Annotated in this window: 23 protein-coding genes; 16 read left to right on the top strand and 7 right to left on the bottom strand. The window is 47.2% G+C overall.

Annotation, left to right across the window (positions count from 1 at the left end; translation table 11 throughout):
* The first annotated feature begins 2 nt into the window (after positions 1–2).
* From C8U37_RS07865 to trxA, 4 genes are all read left to right on the top strand, one after another.
* Complete coding sequence (locus tag C8U37_RS07865) at positions 3–791, top strand: cell division protein ZapA (protein WP_108032700.1); 789 nt, start codon at positions 3–5, stop codon at positions 789–791.
* Between the two features lie 29 nt (positions 792–820).
* Positions 821–1366 (top strand): CvpA family protein, encoded by a 546-nt coding sequence (locus C8U37_RS07860; protein WP_108032699.1) that lies wholly within the window; start codon positions 821–823, stop codon positions 1364–1366.
* Positions 1367–1451: 85 nt separating this feature from the next.
* A complete protein-coding gene (locus C8U37_RS07855; RefSeq protein ID WP_108032698.1) occupies positions 1452–3827 on the top strand; it encodes an endonuclease MutS2 in 2376 nt (791 codons plus the stop codon).
* A 75-nt stretch (positions 3828–3902) separates the two neighbouring features.
* Positions 3903–4214 (top strand): thioredoxin, encoded by a 312-nt coding sequence (trxA, locus tag C8U37_RS07850; protein ID WP_106450936.1) that lies wholly within the window; start codon positions 3903–3905, stop codon positions 4212–4214.
* Between the two features lie 178 nt (positions 4215–4392).
* Here trxA and C8U37_RS07840 read toward each other — a convergent pair whose 3' ends face one another.
* Together C8U37_RS07840 and C8U37_RS07835 are read right to left on the bottom strand one after the other, a co-directional pair.
* Positions 4393–4818: a YslB family protein gene (locus C8U37_RS07840; RefSeq protein ID WP_108032696.1), complete on the bottom strand. Its 426-nt coding sequence runs from the start codon at positions 4816–4818 to the stop codon at positions 4393–4395.
* Between the two features lie 341 nt (positions 4819–5159).
* Entirely contained in the window at positions 5160–5465 is a 306-nt protein-coding gene (locus C8U37_RS07835; RefSeq protein WP_108032695.1) for a transcriptional regulator, read from the bottom strand.
* A gap of 213 nt (positions 5466–5678) precedes the next feature.
* Between C8U37_RS07835 and racE the strand changes: the two genes are divergently transcribed.
* Genes racE through cbpB form a run of 4 tightly spaced genes read left to right on the top strand, consistent with a single transcriptional unit; the run spans position 5679 to position 8228 of the window.
* Entirely contained in the window at positions 5679–6503 is an 825-nt protein-coding gene (racE, locus tag C8U37_RS07830) for a glutamate racemase (RefSeq protein WP_108032694.1), read from the top strand.
* 15 nt (positions 6504–6518) lie between these two features.
* Complete coding sequence (locus C8U37_RS07825; protein ID WP_245879790.1) at positions 6519–7142, top strand: XTP/dITP diphosphatase; 624 nt, start codon at positions 6519–6521, stop codon at positions 7140–7142.
* A complete protein-coding gene (locus C8U37_RS07820) occupies positions 7143–7673 on the top strand; it encodes a metallophosphoesterase (protein ID WP_108032692.1) in 531 nt (176 codons plus the stop codon).
* Between the two features lie 54 nt (positions 7674–7727).
* Entirely contained in the window at positions 7728–8228 is a 501-nt protein-coding gene (gene cbpB / locus C8U37_RS07815) for a cyclic-di-AMP-binding protein CbpB (protein ID WP_108032691.1), read from the top strand.
* A gap of 89 nt (positions 8229–8317) precedes the next feature.
* Here the strand turns inward: cbpB and C8U37_RS07810 are convergent, their stop codons facing one another.
* Positions 8318–9223, bottom strand: coding sequence for a mechanosensitive ion channel family protein (locus C8U37_RS07810; protein ID WP_108032690.1), 906 nt, complete (start codon positions 9221–9223; stop codon positions 8318–8320).
* 268 nt (positions 9224–9491) lie between these two features.
* On the opposite strand from C8U37_RS07810, the gene C8U37_RS07805 reads away from it, so the two are divergent.
* Both C8U37_RS07805 and C8U37_RS07800 read left to right on the top strand, forming a co-directional pair.
* Positions 9492–9956, top strand: coding sequence for a DUF948 domain-containing protein (locus C8U37_RS07805; RefSeq protein WP_108032689.1), 465 nt, complete (start codon positions 9492–9494; stop codon positions 9954–9956).
* Between the two features lie 40 nt (positions 9957–9996).
* Complete coding sequence (locus C8U37_RS07800) at positions 9997–10461, top strand: YtxH domain-containing protein (protein ID WP_108032688.1); 465 nt, start codon at positions 9997–9999, stop codon at positions 10459–10461.
* 86 nt (positions 10462–10547) lie between these two features.
* On the opposite strand, the gene C8U37_RS07795 is transcribed toward C8U37_RS07800, so the two are convergent.
* A complete protein-coding gene (locus C8U37_RS07795) occupies positions 10548–11657 on the bottom strand; it encodes a M24 family metallopeptidase (protein ID WP_108032687.1) in 1110 nt (369 codons plus the stop codon).
* 226 nt (positions 11658–11883) lie between these two features.
* On the opposite strand from C8U37_RS07795, the gene ccpA reads away from it, so the two are divergent.
* Positions 11884–12894: a catabolite control protein A gene (gene ccpA / locus C8U37_RS07790; protein ID WP_108032686.1), complete on the top strand. Its 1011-nt coding sequence runs from the start codon at positions 11884–11886 to the stop codon at positions 12892–12894.
* A gap of 239 nt (positions 12895–13133) precedes the next feature.
* On the opposite strand, the gene C8U37_RS07785 is transcribed toward ccpA, so the two are convergent.
* Both C8U37_RS07785 and trhO read right to left on the bottom strand, forming a co-directional pair.
* Positions 13134–15875 carry a transglycosylase domain-containing protein gene (locus C8U37_RS07785; protein WP_108032685.1) on the bottom strand — a complete coding sequence of 914 codons (2742 nt, stop codon included), beginning with the start codon at positions 15873–15875 and terminating at the stop codon, positions 13134–13136.
* A gap of 157 nt (positions 15876–16032) precedes the next feature.
* Complete coding sequence (gene trhO, locus C8U37_RS07780; RefSeq protein WP_108032684.1) at positions 16033–17013, bottom strand: oxygen-dependent tRNA uridine(34) hydroxylase TrhO; 981 nt, start codon at positions 17011–17013, stop codon at positions 16033–16035.
* Between the two features lie 172 nt (positions 17014–17185).
* Here trhO and C8U37_RS07775 point away from each other — a divergent pair, with 172 nt between their 5' ends.
* Positions 17186–18082, top strand: coding sequence for a diacylglycerol/lipid kinase family protein (locus tag C8U37_RS07775; protein WP_108032683.1), 897 nt, complete (start codon positions 17186–17188; stop codon positions 18080–18082).
* A 50-nt stretch (positions 18083–18132) separates the two neighbouring features.
* Here C8U37_RS07775 and C8U37_RS07770 read toward each other — a convergent pair whose 3' ends face one another.
* Positions 18133–19941, bottom strand: coding sequence for a M3 family oligoendopeptidase (locus tag C8U37_RS07770; protein WP_108032682.1), 1809 nt, complete (start codon positions 19939–19941; stop codon positions 18133–18135).
* 109 nt (positions 19942–20050) lie between these two features.
* Here C8U37_RS07770 and C8U37_RS07765 point away from each other — a divergent pair, with 109 nt between their 5' ends.
* The 4 genes from C8U37_RS07765 (at position 20051) to C8U37_RS07750 (ending at position 22447) form a co-directional block, all read left to right on the top strand.
* Complete coding sequence (locus C8U37_RS07765) at positions 20051–20548, top strand: VanZ family protein (RefSeq protein ID WP_108032681.1); 498 nt, start codon at positions 20051–20053, stop codon at positions 20546–20548.
* Positions 20549–20614: 66 nt separating this feature from the next.
* Positions 20615–21352, top strand: a complete 738-nt coding sequence (locus C8U37_RS07760; protein WP_108032680.1) for a YebC/PmpR family DNA-binding transcriptional regulator — start codon at positions 20615–20617, stop codon at positions 21350–21352.
* Between the two features lie 243 nt (positions 21353–21595).
* Positions 21596–22105, top strand: coding sequence for a DJ-1/PfpI family protein (locus C8U37_RS07755; RefSeq protein WP_108032679.1), 510 nt, complete (start codon positions 21596–21598; stop codon positions 22103–22105).
* 45 nt (positions 22106–22150) lie between these two features.
* Positions 22151–22447 carry a hypothetical protein gene (locus C8U37_RS07750; protein WP_108032678.1) on the top strand — a complete coding sequence of 99 codons (297 nt, stop codon included), beginning with the start codon at positions 22151–22153 and terminating at the stop codon, positions 22445–22447.
* Positions 22448–22516: the final 69 nt, after the last annotated feature.

The following is a 22516-nucleotide window of genomic DNA, read 5'->3' as shown; positions in this document are numbered from 1 at the left end:
ATATGACGGAAAACAAAAGAAGATTCAAAACAATCATAGCAGGGAAGACCTATACGATTGTGGGAAATAAAGCACCTGAGCATTTGACTGCGGTATCGGAATTGGTCAATGCGCAATTGGAACAGATCAAACAGGCAGCACCGGCGCTTGGTCGGGAGGAGCGCGGCATTCTAGTGGCTGTGAACGCCATTTCCGATCAGATCACGAAACAGTTGGAGATGGAAGAGCTGTTGCTGAAAGTGGCGAAGCTAGAGAAGGCTTTGCAGGAAAGCCAAAGCGTTACACGCTCCGCTTCCGTTGAGGAAACAGAACAGGCTGAGCCGGAGAAGGCTTTAGCCGTGGCGCCCAAACCTGAAGCGGTAGCCGACGTTGAACCAAAAACGGACGCCGTTCCCCTGACAGAGGAGAAAGCAGCTACACAAGCAGGTGAATCCGAGGCAATAGCGGTTGAAACGCCTGAAAAGGAACACAATGCAGAAAAGAAGGCCGGGAATGCGGCCTCTAAGAAGGCAGTGACTAACTTTTCTGGGATAAAGCGCGATAAAGAGAGCCAAACAGTTAACGCTATGCCTGCAACAATAAGTGAACTGCAACAAGCTGCCCGTGAAGCCAATGACCTGCCAGCCAGGAAATCCAATTCAAAATTGACGAAGACGACAACCGCTTCCGAGGCGGCACTGAAACGGGCGCAACACAGAAATCAAGTGCGTTCGGCTTTGGGCGTCAACAGGAATGCTGAAAATGCCATTCCACCTTATACTAAAAATCAGGAGCACGATGGAAAAAAGTAGTAAAAAGACTGTAGAAATCAGGTGAAAAAATGCTTACGTTGATCATAGTGCTCTCGTTATTGTGGGGCATCTATACAGGCGTCAGAAGAGGACTTATTCTGCAGGTTGTCTACACCGTGGGATATTTCATTTCTTTCTTGGTCGCCAGAGAATACTATGCCGTCGTTGCGGAAAAAATCGATCTGTTGGTCCCGTACCCATCCGTCGAGTTCGGCAAAGAACTGATCTTTTACTCTGAACAGGTGTCCTTTGTCCTGGATCAGGCGTTCTATAACGGTTTGGCGTTCATCCTATTGTTGTTCGCTGGCTGGCTTGTCACGAGATTTGTCGGGAGCATGCTGAATTCATTGGCGTTCTTCCCGATCATCAAACAGCTGAATGAACTTGGCGGCGGCGTGCTCGGATTCCTGATGCAATACATCGGGATTTTCCTGTTGCTGACCCTCGCATCGATGATTCCGCTGGATTTCATCCAACAACTATATGTCGAGAGCGACCTTGCGGCTTGGATGGTATCGGAAACGCCATATTTCTCACGTTTGATCTATGACTGGTGGATCGGCATCATTCAGTAACAGAATGTTAATTTAACAGAAGGGACTGTATAGTGTACTATATCGTCCCGCTTTTTTTTGAGAAAGCATTTTTTAGGAGAATAAGATGAATAATAAAATTAGCAAAACATTAGAGTTCGAAAAAATAAAACAACAGCTCCAGAATTTTGCGGCAACCGACCAAGGGAAGGACCAGATTCAGGCATTGCAGCCCGAAACCGATCCCGGAAAAGTTGTTGCTTTGCAGAATGAAACGGAAGACGGCAGAAAGGTGTTGCGCCTGAAGGGCGGGATCCCGATGCCAAGGCTGAAGTCCATCCGCAGCCACTTGAAGCGACTGGAGATAGGTGGTACCTTGAACGGCAAAGAAATCGCCGAAATCGGACGGGTATTGTCGACGACAAGAGAAATCATCCAGTTCTTTCAATGGTTCGAAGACAACGAGATTCCCTTTTTTGTCCTGGACGAATTGGTTGCCAGGCTGGTTGTATTGCCTGAAATCACAAGAAGGATCCAAGCAACCGTCTATGAAGATGGGACGATCCAGAATGATGCCTCGCCTGCCTTAAAAGGAATCCGCACAGGAATCAAGCAGGGCGAACAGAATATCCGGACCAAATTGGATGACATCATCAGAGGCAACAAAGCGTCCTACCTAAGTGATGCCATCATCACGATCCGTAATGACCGGTTTGTGATTCCGGTCAAGATCGAATACCGCAATCAGTTCGGCGGGATTGTCCACGACCAAAGCTCAACCGGTCAGACGCTTTACATCGAACCGCAAGCCATACTGGATCTGAATAATCATCTGCGCCAGCTGGCTGCGCAGGAGAAAGCGGAAATCGAGCGGATTTTGTATGAATTATCGATGGAAATCGAGCCTTTCACGCAGGAATTGTACGGGAACAGCGAAGTGCTGGCGACGCTGGATTTTATCAACGCAAAAGCGCGGTATGCCGATTCCCTGAAGGCGACACGCCCAATCATCAGCAAAGAAAACCATATCGCCATCTGGAAAGCCAGACACCCGCTCATCGATCAGAATGACGTAGTCGCGAACGATCTGATCCTCGGGGAAGCATACCAAGCCATCGTCATTACCGGTCCGAATACGGGCGGGAAGACGATCATGCTGAAGACACTCGGGATCATCCAGATGATGGGCCAATCCGGACTTCAGATACCGGCGGATGAGGACAGCCAAATCGGCATTTTTACAGAAATTTTTGCGGACATCGGCGATGAACAGTCAATCGAACAGAGCCTGAGCACGTTCTCTTCGCATATGACCAATATCGTTTCGATCCTTAATCAGATCGATGACAAAAGTCTGGTGCTGTTGGATGAGTTGGGTTCCGGAACCGACCCGCAAGAGGGAGCTTCTCTAGCTATCTCGATTTTGGACTACATCGGCGGCATCGGCAGTTATGTCATGGCCACCACCCATTACCCTGAACTGAAAGCCTACGGTTACAATCGCTCCGGCACAATCAATGCCAGCATGGAATTCAACGGCGAGACTTTGGCTCCGACTTATCGTTTGCAGATAGGCGTTCCCGGACGAAGCAATGCCTTCGATATCTCGAAGCGACTCGGCTTGATCCCAAGCATCATCGATCAGGCGCGCAGTTTCATCGATGTGGACAGCCAAAACCTGAACGAAATGATCGCGGATCTGGAACAGAAGCGACGCGTCACCGAAAAAGAATCCTTGCAGCTCCAAGAGCAGTTGGAGGAATCCGACAAGTTGCTGGCGGATCTGAAGCGCGCCAACGAAAAACTGGAAACCAACAAGGAAAAAGTCATCGAAGACGCCAAGAAAGAGGCCAACAAGTTGGTCGATACTGCGAAAGAAGAAGCGGAATTCCTGTTGCAGGAAATCCGTGAAATGCAGCTGAACATGGGGACTTCCGGCAGCATCAAAGAACACGAGCTGATCGATCTGCGCAAGCAATTCAATGATCTGCGTCAAGAGGAATCTTTGGTCAAAAACAAAGTGCTGCGCAAAGAAAAAGAGAAAAAGATGTTCAAACCAGGCGATGAAGTCATGACGGAGACGTATGGCCAGCGAGGCACGCTCGTTGAAAAGAAAGGCAACGCCGAATGGGTCGTGCAGATGGGGATCATGAAGATGAAGTTGCCGGAATCGGACCTCAGGCTGATCAAAGAGGAGCCGCAGCAGCAAAGAAGACAAAGGCAGATTGCCACTGTCAAATCGGCTTCATCCAGTCACGTGGCGACGCAGCTTGATCTCAGAGGCCAGCGCTATGAAGAAGCTTTGGCTGAAGTCGATCAGTATTTGGACGCCGCTTTATTGGCGGGTTATCCGCAAGTAACTATCGTCCACGGGAAAGGGACAGGCGCCCTCCGCAAAGGGGTGGGTGACTTGCTGAAACGTCATCCGCAAGTGCTGTCTTACGAGTATGCAGCGGTGAACGCCGGTGGAAACGGCGCGACAATCGTGACGTTCCGCGGCTGAGCAGATTGATTGGTACTGAGCAAAACCTCTGCTATAATTGAAACATAAAGAAAGAATTTGAAGGGAGTAAATACAATGGTAAAAATATTAACAGATGCAAATTTTGAGGCTGAAACGAAGAATGGGGTCGCACTGGTGGACTTTTGGGCAACTTGGTGCGGACCTTGCCGCATGCAATCACCGATCATCGATGAATTGGATGCAGAAATCGGGGACAAAGTGACATTCGCTAAAATGGATGTGGATGCTAATCCGCAAACGCCAAGCCAATTCGGCATCATGGGAATCCCAACATTGTTGATCAAAAAAGATGGCCAAGTCGTAGAAAAATTAGTCGGCTACCATGCAAAAGAAATGCTTGAAGAAACGCTTGAAAAATATATCTAAAAAATAAGCAAGAGTTGCCGTTGACCTGATGTTTCAGGAGTTCCGGCAACTTTTTTTGTTTTGGCCGCAGCTTCGGCTAAGGCGGCTTTTGCCGGAGAACAGTCAACCCTCGCATAATTCCCCAAAAAACGCGCAAGCATCCCGGCAATTCGCTGCCGGGATGCTTGCGCGTTTGGATTCATTCGATGAACAGGGTAATGAGCACTTCTTTTTTCTTGTCTTTGCCGACTAGGATCTCTGCTTTTGCTTCACAGGGGAGCCCGGTCGTCATTTGGATCTGCTGCGCCAAAAATCCGGCTTCTAGTTGGAAGGAAGCCTGCTCATTCTGGGTGCGGACAGTGATCAAATCGCTATCCAGACTGTATTGTTGCGTGTTTTTTTCTTTTTTGAGCAGTTCCAGCTGTCCGAAACCGCAATAAATCATCGCTTCGTATAGGTCTTCCTGACTTTTTAATGGGAATTGCCGAGCCAAATCTTTTCCGGCCCAATACAATATTTCATCGGTATGTTCGCCAAGGATGTTCCCCAAAAGGTAATCCCTTATCAATAAATAGGAGAAGTGTTCGTTATCGATAATATGGGCATTTTCGTTTTCAGGATTCAATTAATTTTCCCCCCCTTAAATCTACACTTCATTATACACGTATTTTAAATAGTGGATAGAGCCTATTTTCAGGCGATGCCTATCAATGGCGTTTTTTTTCAACATCAGGCATAATAGGGTTAAGAAATCCAATACTTAATTTGAAAGGAAGATGTTTATGTGGACTGCCAAGAAAGCGTTGGGATTGATAGTGCTGTTGATTCCGGTCTTCAAATATATTTCGGACTGGAAAAAAGAAGAGGAACAACGCCACTTGCTGAACGGCTGAACAGACTTCTCCGTCCATAAAAAATGAAAACTCGTTATATCGCACTGCGCGATATAACGAGTTTCCTTTGTGATTATGACCTGATACCATGCACTCTTTTGATGTCCAGCCCAAAAAGGATGCCGTTCCCGGGTGCGGTGATGGTTACCGCTTCTTCGATTTGGTTGATGATTTTTTCGGAATGTTCTGCCTTGGTCAACACCAGCAGGATTTCCTTTTCCGGTTCCAAAGCCAAATTGAACAACTTTTTGTTCTCATGCATTCCGGATCCGCGGCCGACAATGACGGTGCCGCAGTAGGACTCTTCGCAGCGCGCGCTTTCGAAGACGCGGTCGATCATGCCTTTATCGACGACAGTTACAATCGATTGATAACTCATCTGTGTGTCCACTCCTTTTCCTGGTTACTGAAATTGACACCATTGTAGCACAGATTTTTTTTAACGGCCAATAAACGGCAGTGACCCCGGGAAATTGAGACCCTATTTTCCGTAAAAACGAAGCAATTTCGGATGAAATTTGCCTCATTTTCACCAAAACAGTGCATCTTAAGGTAAAATAGAGATACGAAAACAAATAAAGGAAGTTACTGCATGAGCAAAAAAGCAATCGGTTTTATTGACTCTGGTGTCGGCGGCTTGACCGTCGTGAAACAAGCAATGAAACAACTTCCCAATGAATCCATTTATTATCTTGGGGATTCCGCCAGATGCCCCTATGGACCAAGGCCCAAAGAAGAAGTGGTTCAATACACATGGGAAATGACACAGTTTCTGCTGAAGAAAGACATCAAAATGTTGGTGATCGCCTGCAATACAGCGACAGCAGCCGCCTTGGACATCATCCGTGAGCGTGTGGACATTCCGGTGATCGGCGTCATCAATCCCGGCAGCCGTGCGGCAATCAAACATTCGAAAAACGAACGCATTGCCGTGATCGGCACAAAAGGCACCATCAACAGCGACGTTTATAAACAAACCATCAAGGACAAAGACAAGGACATTTCGGTCATCAGCATGAGCTGTCCCAAATTTGTGCCGCTTGTGGAGAGCAACCAATACAACGGATCGATTGCCAAAAAAGTGGTTGCGGAAACGCTGAAACCCTTGCTGAAGGAATCAATCGATACCCTCATTCTGGGGTGCACGCATTATCCGCTTTTGACACCGCTCATCCAAAATGTGATGGGTCCTTGTGTGACCCTTATCGATTCCGGTGCTGAAACGGTATCTGAGGTGAGTACCTTATTGGACTATTTTCGCTTGGCGGAAAGCTCGCACAACAAGGAAGCATCCGAATACCGTTTTTATACGACGGGTTCGCCCAAACTATTTTCGGATATTGCAGAAAACTGGCTCGGACAGAGCAATTTTACAGTTGAAAAAGTTGATTTGGTAAATTTGATTGGAAATGATTGAGAAATGAGGGATTCGATGAACACAACTGAAAAAAAGAAGATTGTGATAGCGACCAAAAATCCGGGGAAAGCCAAGGATTTCGCTGTCCTTTTTGAACCAAAAGGCTATGAAGTCGTGACTTTGTTGGACTATCCGGAAATAGAGGATGTTGAGGAAACCGGCTACACATTTGAAGCCAATGCGCGGAAGAAAGCTGAGACGATTGCTGGTTTATTGGGCATGACGGTCTTGGCGGACGATTCCGGAATCTGCATTGATGCATTGGATGGCCAGCCAGGTGTGTTTTCTGCTCGTTTTGCCGGTGGAACGAAAAGCGACGCCGCCAACAATGCGAAGGTGCTTGCGATGCTTGGGTCCCAGAAAAACCCGTCCCGAAAGGCACACTTCCATTGTACGTTGGTGCTGGCCCACCCGGATCGGGAGAGTCTGGTTGTCGAAGGGGATATCGCGGGCGAAATCGCCGAGTTTCCGAGCGGAGACAATGGTTTCGGATATGATCCGTTGTTTTATTTGCCGCATTTGGGCAAGACGATGGCGGAATTGAGCGATGTCGAAAAAAATCAGATCAGCCACCGCGCGAATGCCCTGAAAAATCTTGAGAAAAGTTGGGCAGCTTGGCTGGAAAAGGAAGCGGACTAGATGATAAAAATACTTGCAGTCAGCGACAGCCACGGCCAAAAAGACATTCTGAACGAATTGGCCTTGCGATATGCAAATCGGGTTGATCATTTTGTCCACTGCGGCGATTCGGAATTGAGCAGCTCCGATCTGATCTGGGGAATCATGTCCACAGTGATGGGGAATTGCGATTATGATTATCAAATGAACGACGAGTACCGATTCCAGGCAGGCAATAAAAACGTGCTTGTTGTGCATGGACATCGTCATTCCGTGAGGGACTCCTTAGCCGGGCTGAAACACGAAGCCCAGCTAGCGAATGCTTCACTGGTATTTTATGGCCATACCCACATCGCCAAAGCGGAGCAGGAGGACGGCATCCTGTTCATCAATCCGGGCAGCATTAGCCAACCGCGAGGGACATTGATGGAAAAGACCTACTGCATCGTTACGTTGGATGATCAATCCGTCACAGTAACCTATTACAATGACCGTCACCAGGAAATGGTCGACCTGAAAAAAAATTTCAAATTCTTTGATCACATGCAATGAAGGTTCTTCTGCCGGCATAGACGCCGGATGGATACCTTTTAGGAGGAAATTAAAATGATTAGTAGCGAAGTAGCCGCCTTATTGTTGGACAATGACGCGTGCGGAGATCTGATGATTCTTGGCGAAAATGTCGCCAATGTGCATTCCTCGAATAACCTGAACCATGCGTTTCTGGTTCTGTCTCAAGTGAAGTATTCCGTCATTCCCGTTTTGGATTCGAAGTCCCGGATCAAAGGCCTGATCTCCATACCGATGATCATCAAAGCCATCACGGAAATCGATGCAATCCGCTATGACAAGCTGGAGACGCTCACAGTCCAAGAGGTAATGGACCGTAATGTACAGACTATCCGCCCATGGACGGACCTTGAGGATATCCTGAATTATCTGATCGATCACAATTTCTTATGCGTTACCGAAGATGATGGCAAATTTATCGGCATCATCACGCGCAAAGAGATTCTGACGAGAGTGAATCACCTAGTGCACGGCATCCATCGCATCTATAAATTTGAAAAAATAGAGCAGAAGGAAGAAGTGACATCCGAAAGATAGAAAGCAGCTGTCTGCTTAAAGCCTCGCTCTACAAAAAAAGTGCGCGCCTCCACATGGTTTGGGGGCGCGCACTTTTTTGTGCAGGGAGCTTATGCTATTGGTGTGGTATAAGGCATAGCCGGAATCTGGATGCCGGCTTCCAACAATGCGGCACGGTAGCTTCCCAGGAACAGGTTTTGGACGGTGAACTGCTGACCATTCAATGTATAAAAAACCACGCGATAGGCAAGTTGGCCATTCCCTTTGTCGGTGATGCCGACAACATTCGGACCTTTGACGATTTCCGGATGCTCCGGGACAATCCGTTCATTGACGGCATGGATGACCTGATCGACTGTATCAAAATCGGTATCCGGATACAAGAGGATATCGATCATTGCCCGCATATCATTTCGGGACAGGTTGCTGATGGTCGTGATGGTATGGTTCGGCAAGAAATGCAACGTTCCATCAAAACTCTTGATCTGGGTCGTCCGCAGGCCTACGTTCACGACAGTACCATTGATGCCGCCAATGATGACGTGATCGCCGACATCAAACTGGGATTCCAGGATAATGAAGAAACCATTGACGATATCATTGATGAATTGCTGCGCACCAAGACCGATCGCCAGACCTGCAAGACCTGCACCGGCAATCAATGTAGCGATCGGGACACCCATAATCGAGAGGACTCCGTAGGCCAAAAAGAAAAACAAAAGATAGCGCAAACCATTTTCGGCAATTTTATAGATGGTGGTAGCGCGGTTCTGTGTAATGTGTTTGGTCAATATCTGCTTTTCGAAAGTCCGGTGCAACACGTAATTGGATAATCGTTTTAAAGCAAAAAAGATGAGAAGCAAAAAAAGCAAGGTTATACCTTTTGAAATAAACAAGCCCACAATATCTTCCCAAGCGATGCTGTTCCACCATTTGACGAAAATGTTTGGATTCGCAACTACTTCCCCTATCAAATCTTGCGCAAGAGCGCTGTCTTGTGTACTTGCATTATTCATTAAAACCCCTCATTTCTAAAACAACTGTTACCATTGTATCAAATAAGCTGGCTTATGAAAATGAAGATAGGGTTACGTTTTATTGAAGAAAGCATGTCCGAAGGGGGACCATCCATTCTCAGGCGATTTGGCATTATCTAAAGGGGTTTCAATAGCATATCGGAAATGTCTATGGTATCATTTTATTATAAATGATATAAATCTTATAAAAATTCATACAATGCTTTGACAGAGGCAGGTATGAATCAAGAAGGAGTGAGTACAAATAATGGGGTATGGTGAAATTGCAGCTTTGATTGCTGCGCTAGCTTTTGCGGTATTGGTGGTTTTCATCATCTTGGCATTAAGGAAAGTCACAGACATCTTAGGCGAAGTTGAAAAAGTGACCCAGGAAGCGAATAAAAGCCTGGCCGTCATCACGAAAGATGTCGATCACTTGTCGATTGAAGTCGAAGGCTTACTGAACAAAGCCAACACGTTGGTGGACGACTTGAACGGAAAAATCAGCAAGACAGATCCTTTATTCACCGCAATCGGTGATTTGGGTGTGACCGTCTCAGATGTGAACCAATCAACCAGAAATTTGGCAGTATCACTTAAAGGCGGAGGAAAAGGCGTCAAAAGCGCATCCGGTTCCTCCACTGTCGGAAAGCTTGGACGGACGGCAATGGCAATTGCACGGCAACGGCAAGCAAAGAAAGAGACGAAGGACACAAAGTTCAAAACTTACTGAAGCATCAACCAAATCATAAACGAAAAGGAGATTGAAGATTATGACAAAAAATAAAGGCGGATTTGTATTAGGGGCAATCATCGGTGGGGCAGCTGCAGCTATAACAGCTTTATTGTTTGCGCCAAAACCTGGTAAAGACTTGCGCGATGACATCACGGAGGAAGTTAATAATCTGCTCGATACAGCACGCGATTACGCAGACATCGCCGTAGAGAAGGGCAATGAGTTCATGGATGTCGCCAAAGAAACTACAGAAGACATCAAAATCAACTTGAAGGACACGACTTCATCGATCAAAACGCAATTCAATGAAACGACCAAACATGTCGGTGACGACTTGAAGAAAGCTAAGGAAGACATCAAAGAGAAAGCCACTGATGTGAAAGAATTTGCTTCCGTCATCGCTGAGGAAGGCAAAGAAGAAGCTGCAGCCGTAACGGAAGAGAAAAAAGCTGCAGTGGAAGAAAAAGTCGAAGAAATCAAAGACAGCGTGGAAAACATCTAAACGCAACAAAAAAACAGGCAATCTGCCTGTTTTTTTGTTGCGCTTTGTATTTAGTATAGGCTAGCTTGTTACACAAACAAAACCGACTAATCGATCAATTTTGAATAGCTGTGTATGCCGGTAGGGGTATGCGTGAAGGATTCAAAGCCGTCAGCGGTCACAAACCCGCAATCCTCGACCCTGATCCCGATATCCCCTTCAATGTAGATGCCAGGCTCGATGGAAAAACACATGCCTTCAGTAAGGACCAGTTCATTGCCTTCCATGATGGATGGGAATTCATGCACACCTTGACCCAAGCCATGGCCCAGACGATGGTTGAAGTAGCGGCCGAAGCCTGCATCCGCAATGATCGTCCGCGCTGCGGCATCCAATTCGCCGGCTGTGATGCCGGGGCGAACCGCAGCCATCGCTTCATCATGGGCTGCCAACACCAAATCGTAGATTTTTTGTTGGTGCGCAGAGGGCGCGTCGCCAAAGAAAAGGGTGCGGGTCACATCACTGGCATAGCCTTCGTGCATGGTTCCCAAATCGAACAGCACAAATTGGTTTTGCTTGAGTTTGGTGTCGCCAGGGACGCCATGGGGACTGGCTGCATTTTCGCCGAACAGCACCATGGTGGTGAAGCTCATTTCGGCTACACCTCGTTTTTTCAGTTGGTATTCAATTTCTGCAACGACTTCCAACTCGGTGATGCCCTCTCGCAGGGTTTTGGCGCCTATTTTGAGAGCTTCGTCCGCCCAATGGCCTGCTTCCTTCATGAAGGCCAGTTCTTGTTCATTCTTGATCAGGCGCATTTTCTGAAGCGTTTCGCTGATGTTATGCCCGAAAGTTGCCGTCGGGAAATGAGTCCGTAACGCTTCCATGCGTTCGACAGTCAAGAAATCTTTTTCGATGGACCAGTCCGACAGGCCAGAATCACGCTCTTTTATGCTGGTTGCCAACATTTTCCAAGGATCTTGGGTATCCATGTAGCTGACCACATCAAATTCCGCAGCGGCATTCCGCGCATCATTTTCTTCCAGCGCAGGGACGAACAGCAGGGGTGGGGCATCCTTGAAAAGAACAGCAGCCAAAATCCTTTCATGCGGATCGCTCCTGTATGAGGAGACGTAAAAGACATTTTTAGGGTCATTGAGAAATACGATGTCGATATCTTGTTTTTTCATCAAATTGATAATTGAGTTTAAAGGCATTTTTAATGTGACACCTTCCTTTCTTTAGTATTATAGCATATAATGAGGGTTCGATTTCTGAATAATGCAATGTGAAATTTTCATGAAAACTTTTATAAAACGCTTGCATATCTCGTGAAACAATGGTAAATTCTTTATAAGCTTGTAAAACAATCACTATTTACAACATTATGTTGAGTAATGGAAAATAAAAAATTGAAAACAATTGAGATAAGGAGCAACATAAATGGAAAAACAAACGATTACAATTTACGATGTCGCTCGCGAAGCAAACGTCTCCATGGCAACTGTTTCCCGCGTAGTGAACGGTAATCCCAACGTAAAACCATCCACAAGGAAAAAGGTATTGGAAGTCATTGAACGTTTGGATTACAGACCGAACGCGGTCGCCCGTGGTTTGGCAAGCAAGAAAACAACGACTGTAGGGGTTATTGTACCTGATGTCACTAACTTGTTCTTCGCATCTTTGGCACGCGGAATCGATGATATCGCTACAATGTACAAATATAATATCATTTTAGCGAATTCCGATCAGAATGACCAGAAAGAAATCCAAGTATTGAACACCCTACTTGCTAAACAAGTGGATGGCATCATCTACATGGGCAATAAGATCACAGATGAGTTGCGCGCAGAATTTTCCCGTTCCAAAACGCCGGTCGTACTGGCGGGAACAATCGATCCTGAGCAACAAGTTGGAAGCGTCAATATCGATTACATCGGCGCAACCGAAGAAGTAGTAGCGAACATGATCGCGAACGGCAAGAAGAATATTGCTTTCGTATCAGCATCTCTTTCCAATCCGATCAATGGACAGCATCGTCTGAAGGGCTACAAGAACGCTTTGGTCAATGCAAACATTGCATTTAATGAGGCTCTTGTCTTCGAATGCGAGCCGACTCTTCAAAATGGTGAACTATTGGCTGAACAATTACTTGAAGCCGGAGTTGATGCAGCATACGTAGCTGGTGATGAGCTTGCCATCGGCCTGCTGAATGGTATCATCAATGCAGATGTCAGCGTTCCTGAGGCATTTGAAGTCACTGCCAGCAACAATTCCCGCATAACAGAAATGGCGCGTCCAAAATTGACGTCCATCATGTTGCCTCTGTATGATATCGGCGCTGTTGCGATGCGTTTATTGACTAAAATCATGAACAAAGAAGAGATTGATGAAAAATCTATCATCCTTCCTTACAAAATCGTCAACAGAGGAACAACATCACCTAAAAAGTAATCGGTCCCTCCGAAAGACACGCAAGCCCAAAAAGCCCTGCATCCGAAACAGATGCAGGGCTTTTTTCTGTCCAGAACAAGAACCGGGCATCTTGCTTTTCTGATTCGGCGGCAAACAGCTGACGACAAATAAAAGGATAATTGAATTTCGCCGTGAACTCGAACTCAGGATCAAATCTCTATGCCACTAAACCACAAAGAGGTCGCCTCATTTGATCATGAGACGGCCTCCCCGTTCGCTTATTCTTCAGTTGTTGGAGCTTCGTCAGCAGGTGGAGTTTCCTCTTCTGCTTCCGCGTCATTGGGTGCTGCTTCATCTTCTGCTGCCGGTTCGTCCTCTGCGTCAGCAGCATCGTCTGCAACGTTGTTTCGGTTTGCCGCTGCGGCGGCAGCATTGCGTCTCGCTGTTGCTTCAGCCAGGTAGCGGTCCCAATAGTCTTCCAGATCCTTATCGGTAGCACCTGGTGAGAATGCATAGGAGATTTCTTTCGGTAAATCATCAGCTTTGAACAGGTCGCTCCTTGTGGCACCGTTAAGGGTGACGGACAATCCATTCGCGAAGGACACGGTTCCGGCTAAAGTTCCGGTTTCGGCCAACACCGATTTTTCGACAATCCCTTCCGGTTGTTGGTGCGTCTGGTCGGTGCCAAGGATGTCCGGATTGATGCTGTAGATCTTGTTGGCGATCTGGGACCAGTAATTCAGATTTCGTCCGGTCGGAAGACCTTGGTTGTTAGGGTCATAGAAGACATGCTCTCCCTTGTAATTATCATAACCCATCCAAGAGCTGAGCGTGACGGTAGGGGTGCTGGCGATGAACCAGATATCCCGGTTGGCTTCCGATGTCCCTGTCTTTCCGGCCCAATCGGCGCTGAAATTCAGATAATTGTTGATCGATCTGCCTGTGCCATCGGTGATGACGTCGCGCAGAATGTCCAAAGTCAGATAAGCGGTGTCTTGCGAGAATACTTCAGTCGTTTCGGATTCGTGCTGATAAACGACGTCCCCGTGCTTGTCCGTGATTGTTTCGATCAGATAGGGCGAAACGTGATTGCCTCCGGTCGCGAAAGTCGTGAAGGCACTAGTCTGTTCCAAAACGGTAGGGCCGTCATTCGTTGCTCCGATCGCCAAGGATGGATTGCCATATTCCGATTCGTCGATCGAGGTGATGCCCATTTTTTCAAGGTATTGCCCCGGATTCATGCCTTCGTCGTTCATGGCGACATAGAGCTTGATCGTAGGGTTGTTTTTTGATTGGTAGAGCGCTTGGCGAGCAGTCATGTAAGTATTGGAAATGGTGTCGCCGAAGTTTGTAGGCTCCCATAATGTGCCATCTGGCTGTTTGATGCTTATTTTCGTATCAGGCACCATGGAAGCAGGGTAAATCAGGTTCTGTTCGATCGCTGGCGCATAGACCAGCAACGGTTTGATCGTTGAGCCAGGTGAGCGGTTGGTGCTGAAAACGTGGTCCACTTGATTGACCGAGAAATCGCGGCCCCCGATGAATCCGATGATTTTCCCGGTTTGGTTCTCGATCAATACACTACCTGTTTGGGCAAGCTCCGTCACTTCCTGCGTGACCCCATCTGCATCAACATAGGTATCCACGAATGTTTCTCCCAAAGTTTGCCCATATTCTGATGCGACTTCCTGCATGCCGTTATAGATGTCTTTGTCGATCGTACTGTATACGTTGTAGCCGGATAGGCGCAAAGTGTTGTCCGCATTCGCGTAATATTCGTTGTACAATTCGGTGTCCGCTTCCAGATCCTCCAAGGTGAGGTCGTTAGCTGCAGCAGCCTGTTCCATCAGCACGAGGATCGCCTCACGTTCGACGGCTTGATAAAGGTAACTGTTCCTGTCCTCTTGTGTGGCGTGGGCGGCGACGAAATCCTGGGTGATGTCGTATGCGATTGCAACATCATACTCTTCCTTAGTGATGTATCCTTCGCTGAGCATACGGAAAAGCACGGTATTTTTTCTGTTAAGGGCCGCAGTCAAATCTTCCTTCCTTTCTCCGTATTGCGTGAAAGGGGTATAGGTGTAAGGATTCTGTGGGATGCCTACAAGAAATGCCGCTTGGGCCAACGACACATCGGTTGCGTGTACGCCAAAAATACCGTTCGCCGCTTCCTCTATGCCTGCGATGTTGGAACCGCTGCTGTTTCGTCCGAAGGGAGAGACGTTCAGGTAGGCTGTCAGTATTTCATCTTTTGTAAAGAAATTTTCAAGCCGCAGCGCTAATAAAATTTCATTGGCTTTGCGGGAAAAAGTCACTTCATTCGTCAATATTTGTTGTTTGACGAGCTGTTGCGTCAAGGTGGAACCGCCGGATTGGCTGCCGAAACCAGTCAGTTCAGTCACCAACGCCCTCAGAATGGCTTTCGGTACGATCCCATCATGCTCATAAAAGTTTTCGTCTTCCGTTGCGATGAGCGCCTCTTTGATAGTCGGAGAGATGTTTTCCGACCCGACGGTAGTCCTGACCAAGTCGGTGCGGATTTCCGATATGGCTTCGGTATTTGCGTAGTACATAGTGGAGACGAGTTCGACATTGCCGATGTCCTCAGCCATGCTTTCGTATGTAGGAGCAGTCTCTTTTGAAATCAAATTAGCAAAGTAGCCCAATCCTGCTCCACCGCCAAAGATACCCAACAGGAGCAGCAAAAGTATGATTCCGGTAAAAATATTTCGGATGACACCAAAAAAAACATTGAAACCGAAAGCTCCTTTTGAAAGAAGAGGCTTCATGTTTGTTTCCGTATCCAGCTTCCGTTTCATTCTTCGCAAAGTCACTTTGACTTTATCCATACGCTTGTAGGTGTTTTGTTCCCAAAGCAAAGCTTTTTTCTTTGTTCTTGCAGCATTTTCTTTCGTGAAAATCCGCTGGAGGCTGCCATTTATCGATTGCCCAAGACGCTTAAAAAATTCGCCGGTCTTTTTCAGCCATTTTCCCGCTTTATTTCCATCTGGATTGTTCATATATTCCCTCTTTCCTTTTCAGGTGGTCACTTATCAGTATAACAAAAAAGCTTTGCCATGACTATTACATAGCACGAACAATCACTAAGTCGGAGAAACCAAAAAACCAACCAAAAAAAATCAGCAGGGACTGTTATCCTTGCTGACCTCGTTGTTGTTATGCAGTTGTTGCGGCAGAGTTTTCCATGGTCTCTCCGATGGCGGCCAAACGCTCCGCTACCTCAGACAACGTCAATTGATTGCGCTGCACATAATAATTCGGCTGGTGGACGCGGCATTCATGCGAGCAGCTGCGCATGTACTTGTGTTCATTCTCTTCGGAACAAAGCATTCTGCGGTTGCAGCTCGGATTGGCGCAATTCGCATAGCGTTCGCATGGCGTACCGTCGAACCAGTCTTTTCCGACTACGACATGTTCGATACGATTGATGTCGACACCGATACGTTCATCGAATACATACATTTTCCCATCCCATAGGTCGCCTTTGATCGTTTCGTCTTTACCGTAGGTTGCGATCCCGCCATGCAGCTGACCGACATCCTTAAAACCTTCCTTGACGAGCCAACCCGAGAATTTTTCGCAGCGGATGCCACCGGTGCAATAGGTCACGACGCGTTTTTCCATAAATTGTTCTTTATTTTCACGGATCCATTGCGGCAATTCGCGGAAGTTTGCGATATCCGGACGAACAGCGCCGCGGAAGTGGCCGAGGTCGAACTCGTAGTCGTTGCGGGCATCGATGACGACTGTGTTTTCGTCAAGGATGGCTTCGCGGAACGCTTCCGGGGACAAGTATGCGCCAGTCATTTCATTTGGATCAAGGTCGTCTCCTCCTAGGTGCAACGATACGATTTCCTGACGAGGACGGACAAACATTTTTTTGAAAGCATGGCCGTCCGTTTCATCGATTTTGTATGTGATGTCGTTGAAGCGCGGATCTGCGTTCATATGCTCAATGTACGCTTGCGTTTGTCCGACGGTCCCGGAAACCGTTCCGTTGATGCCTTCCGGTGCAACCAAAATTCTTCCTTTTAAGCCGATTTCTTTGCAGAATCCTAGATGTTCTTGCGCGAATGTTTCTGCATCCTCTATCGGTGTATATTTATAATAGAGTAGGACACGATATTCTTTTGTCATACTGCTCCCCCTAATTCAATCTGTTTTACTTCGAACGTTATGAAATTATACACATTTTGTAAGCGAAAAGCCAAGAATATGCTCAACGACGAAAAAAAGGCGTCACGCTTTATATGGGAGGAGGCTGCGTGCTAAACTTGCATTGAACACAAAAAGAAAGCGGGGGAATAAGATGGGCATTTGTACATTGATCGTCAATCCGTCGTCAGGGGGCGAAAAAGCTACTGGCTATTTGGACTTGATGCGGACGCAATTGAGCGAAAGGTTTGAAGAGGTCGCCGTAAAAGACACCGAGAAACAGGGGGATGCCGAACTGTTTGCGCATGAAGCGGCAAACCACGGCCATGACGCCGTCTTCTGCATGGGCGGCGATGGAACAGTCAATGAAACCATCAACGGGTTGGCGGCTGCCGGGAAAACCGTATCCTTCGGGTTTGTTCCATTGGGCACCGTCAATGACCTTGCAAGAGCGATCGGCATCCCTTTGGAACCGGAACAGGCCATCGCAATGTTGGACAAGGCAACCTTGGTCGATCTGGACATCGGCAAGGTCAATGATCGCTATTTTGTGTCGAATGTAGCCGCCGGTGCGATCCCCGAAGCTGTTGAAGAGGTCAGTGTCGAGCAAAAAACTAAATATGGTCCGCTGGCTTATTTCATCGAAGGAGGAAAAGCACTAGCGAAACAGACCATGCATCGCTTCCGCATTACAGTGGATGGAGAGACTTTTACACAGGAATCCCCGCTCATTCTGATTGCGCTGACGAATTCGATCGCCAGCTTCGAAAGTTTCATGCCCGAAGCAAAAGTCGACGACGGCAAGATGCGGATGGTCATCTTCAAGGAGTTCAATCTGTTGGATTCGCTGAAACTTTTGCCGCAACTCATCAGGGGCGAAATCAAACATTCGGATACGGTCATCTACAAATCCTTCAAACGGGCCACTATTGCTCTTGAAGATGGCGATAGTTTGCTCACTAATGTCGACGGAGACGAAGGGCCGGCATTCCCGCTGGAAATCGAAGTGTTGGCTTCCTTCATCAAAGTTTACGGGCCGGCACAGACATGATTAAAAACGGACACCCACGGCTGCTGAAGCCGTGGGTGTCCGTTTTGTCTCTAGATATATTTTTCGGTCAAACGCAGAAATTCTTCCACGTCTCCCGCCATGATCTCCAAGCCTTGGTTCCAGAAATCCGGTTGCGTGATATCGGCACCAAGATGCTTCATCACGAGGTCTTCCGTCGTCATCGATCCGGTATCCCGCAGCAGCGAAATATAGGTTTCTTCAAAATTTCCGGTCTGCTTCATCGATTGTGCGTAAATCCCCAGACTGAACAGGAAGCCAAACGTGTAAGGGAAGTTGTAGAATGGCACATCATCGATGAAGAAGTGCAGTTTGCTTGCCCAGAATAGAGGGTGATAGTCACTCAAAGTCTCTTGGTAAGCCTCTTTCTGGGCAGCCTCCATCAGACCGGACAAACGTTCTGCCGTGACAAAACCGTTCATCCTTTCGGTGTAGAATGACTTTTCGAAAAGATAACGAGCATGGATATTCAGGAACATGGCCGTCGCATTTTCGAGCTTCGTATTGAGCAAGGAAATTTTTTCTTCATCGCTGTTTGCTTCTCTGACAGTAGCAGCGCTGATGATGGTTTCCGCAAAAGTCGATGCCGTTTCGGCGACGTTCATGGCGTAGCGCGTGTTCAGATCCGGAAGGTCGCGCATCACGTGGGAATGGAAGGCATGGCCAAGTTCATGGGCAAGTGTGCTCATGTCGCTTGCCGAACCCGTAAATGTCATGAAAATCCGTGATTCTTTCGATTCCGGATAATCTTCGCAATAGCCGCCAGGTCTCTTCCCGGATCGGTTTTCGGCTTCGACCCAGCGGTTCTTGACTGCATCCAAGGAAAAGTCTGCCAGTTTCGGACCGAAGGAGGCAAAGTGCTCGATGATGTAATCGACTGCTTCGTCGAAGCTGAAGGTTTTTGATCGGAAACTGCCGAGCGAAACAGGGGCATCGACATCATACCAAGCCAACTGATCTTTGCCCATCAGAGCGGCTTTGCGGTCCAAAAACGAAAGGAAAGGCCGTTTGTTCGCACTGATGGCCTGCCACATCGCATCCAAGGTCTCACGTTTGATGCGGTTGTAGCGCAAAGGCTCCGCCAAGAAATCCTCATCCTGGTGCGCCTCGAAATCTGCCAAACGGAAACCTTGCAGGTGATTCAGTGTATCGGCGAATGCTGGAGCAAGGGATCCCCAAGCTTTTTCCCATTCGACGAATATTTTTTTGCGCACGCTCGGATCGGGATCGGCATACATCCGATTCATCGCTTGGCCGGCGGATAGTTCGTTCAAAGTTCCATCAGCTTCTTCAAAAGGAATCTTGATGAAGGATACGAGCGTGTCATAGTGTGCGCTCCAACCGTTGAAACCATCGACACGCAATGTCGCCAATAAGGCTTCTTCCTTGTCGGACAGGAGGCGGCTGCCTTGTTGGCGCCATTCCGACAGGGCGAATGCAAGCTGGGAAAAGGCGGGCTTTTCCACCAACAGTTCCCAATCGCTTGCTTTGACTGCGGTTACTTTTTTCTTCAGAGTCGTTTGAATAATTGTTAATTTGCTGTACAATTGAATTATTCGCGCATGGAGTGCGCTTGCATCCAAATCCGCGACATCGGCTGATTGAACACCCGTTATGAAACTGTTGCATTGCATCAAGGCTTTTGCGTACAATTCCTCGTAATGAAGCAAATCCTGAAAATCAGGATATTCCGGTTTGTCTTGATCGGGGTCCCAAGTGTTTGCTGCGGATTCAAAATCCTTCAATCCATCTTGGATCGACTGTATTTTTTCTTGTAGGGCGGGCGAAGAACTTCCTCCTTCAAAAAATGAGTCTAAATCCCAGGTAAGGCTATATTTCATGTTTTTCATCCTCTCAGGCTGAATTGACTAACGTAATGCCATAATTTCATTATAACAATTCCCAACAAAATATAAAAAAGAATTCACATCAAGAAAGGAAAAAAGCTGCATGCAAAGAGAACAAAAGAGCAATTCATACATAGTGGGAGCAGTTCTGATCATGGGGTACCTTTATTACCGCGCCACTTTCCAACAAGATTTTTATGCTTTGCCGAACATCATCGCGAACCTACTGCAGGCACAACCGCTATCCGGGTTATTCGCAACCTTCACCTTCCGATATGGGGAGCAGGTGATCAGCATGGAGGCATTGGGCTATTTCGGTTTTTTGGGATTCTTCGGCAGCAAAATCTGGTTATTCCTTTCCTACTCCATACTGGCTTACCTTTGGTATGGCGGACTTTCCGGGAAGATGCGGGAGGCATTTACGCCTATAGTAGTGGCGCTGCTGCTTTCCGTGAGTTACGCTGCTGCGGATGAATTTCACCAGTCGTTTGTGTCTCCGGCATTTGCGATGAAGGAAGACGTGATTTTGGCTGGCATAGGGGCAATTTTGACGATAATCGCCGGTTGGTTTTTTCTGATAGCCAGAAAAGGCAGAAAGTGAATTGCCATAAGCGGTTACTTTTGATAAAATGATTGAGTAAATTAATAGATGAGAAGAGGGATCTGAATGTCAGGACATTCAAAATGGAGTAAAATCAAAGGCGCAAAAGGCGCTGCAGATCAAAAACGAGGTAAAATTTTCCAGAGATTATCAAAAGAAATTTATATGGCTGCAAAAAACAGCGGTCCGGATCCCTCATCTAACCCGAGCCTGCGCATGATCATCGATAAAGCGAAAGCGGCGAACATGCCGAACGACAACATCACACGCGCCATCAAAAAAGCAACATCTGCTGGAGAAGGCGAAAACTATGAAGAAATCACTTATGAAGGCTACGGCCCGAACGGTGTCGCTGTTTTGGTCCATGCTTTGACCGACAACCGCAACCGTACCGCTACAAACATCAGAGTCGCTTTCAACAAAAACGGAGGATCTTTGGGAGAATCCGGTTCAGTGAGCTACATGTTCGACCGCAAAGGTTATCTCGCAATCGAGCGCGAAGACTTGGAAGTGGATGAAGACGCGATGTTGATGAGCGTGTTGGAAGCCGGTGGGGAAGAGTTGCAGACAAGCGATGAAGTATTCGAAATCTACACAGATCCTACCGATTTTGATGCGGTTTGTGAAGCATTGAAGGCAGAAGGCTACGTGTTGGCCGAAGCGGAAGTCACGATGGTTCCGCAAACTTTGTCAGCTATCGCAGCGGACAAAGAAACGCAATTCAGAACGATGCTGGAAAAACTGGAAGACGATGATGACGTCTCCGAAGTATTCCACAACGCTGATTTGGATGACGAAGAATAACATTTTACAGAGAATCAAACCCGGTTGCCTACTTGTCAGCAGACAGTGGAAGGCAACCGGGTTTTTTTCGGATTTGGCTTTGCTCCTAATAGACAACCTTGTATCTGAAATCGCTTTCTTCTTTAGCTTGTAGTATAATTTAGTTAGCCAAAGTCGGATTTTCCATGGACTTTTCGAACAAGGCTCTTAAAGAGAAGCTATCATTATCCGATCGGGATAAACAACGAATGGGGGAACAGCGGTATGGCAAAAGTAATATTTGTTATTGCACCTGAAGATTTCCGCGACGAAGAATTATTCATGACCCAGGAAGAAATTGCAAAATGCGGACATGAAATGTGGATCGCCAGCCACAAGACCGGGACCTGCATGGGTGTGCATGGTGGAATCGCGCAATCGGATCTCTTGGTTGAGGATGTCGATACGACCATTTTTGATGGAGTGGTGTTTGTTGGAGGGACGGGAAGCCGCGTTTTCTTCAACGATCCGCATGCGTGGATGTTGGCTCAGGCAATGAATGGGCAAGGCAAAATGGTTGCTGCAATCTGCATCGCACCGGTCATCTTAGCGAACGCGGGTTTACTTAAGAGGAAAAATGCGACTGTTTTCGAATCTGAGATTGCAGCTATCGAAGCCAAAGGAGCAGTTTATTCTGAGTCCGATGTGACAGTGGATGGCAATCTCATCACTGCTAGCGGTCCGGATCAAGCAAAACAGTTTGGGTTGGAAATCTGCAAGTTTTTGGCTGGTTAAAGAGGAAACAAGGCTGTTGGTGAGGAATTGGAGGCGGCAAGGAATATGGAAGAGCTGAAAGCCAGAATCGATTCGTTGAAGGAACAGGATCCCATCAAAATGCAGGATCTGGAAAGGAAGTACGGATTGCTGAAGTTCGAGCTGCTGGAAGCGAAGAAAGCAGTCGAACTGCAGGAAATCACCTTTGCAAATGTGAAAGGCGAATGGATCAAAGACAATTCGGAAGAGAACCTCACCATTATGCGCGAGGAGGAACAGAACCTGAAGATTGCCAGATTGAAATACAACGCCGCAGTGGAGAAAATGGACATCATGAAAACAGTCGTTTTCCTGCTTTCCTGACAGGGTGAAAACAGTAAGATAAAGAAGCATCCATAACCAAAAAAGAACGGCAAGGACTATTTAAAATGT

Origin of the sequence: Trichococcus patagoniensis (assembly GCF_003051085.1) — a bacterium.
Classification (GTDB): Bacteria; Bacillota; Bacilli; order Lactobacillales; family Aerococcaceae; genus Trichococcus; species Trichococcus patagoniensis.
The sequence above is the reverse complement of the archived record's forward strand: the minus strand, read 5'-3'. Positions and strand labels throughout refer to the sequence as shown.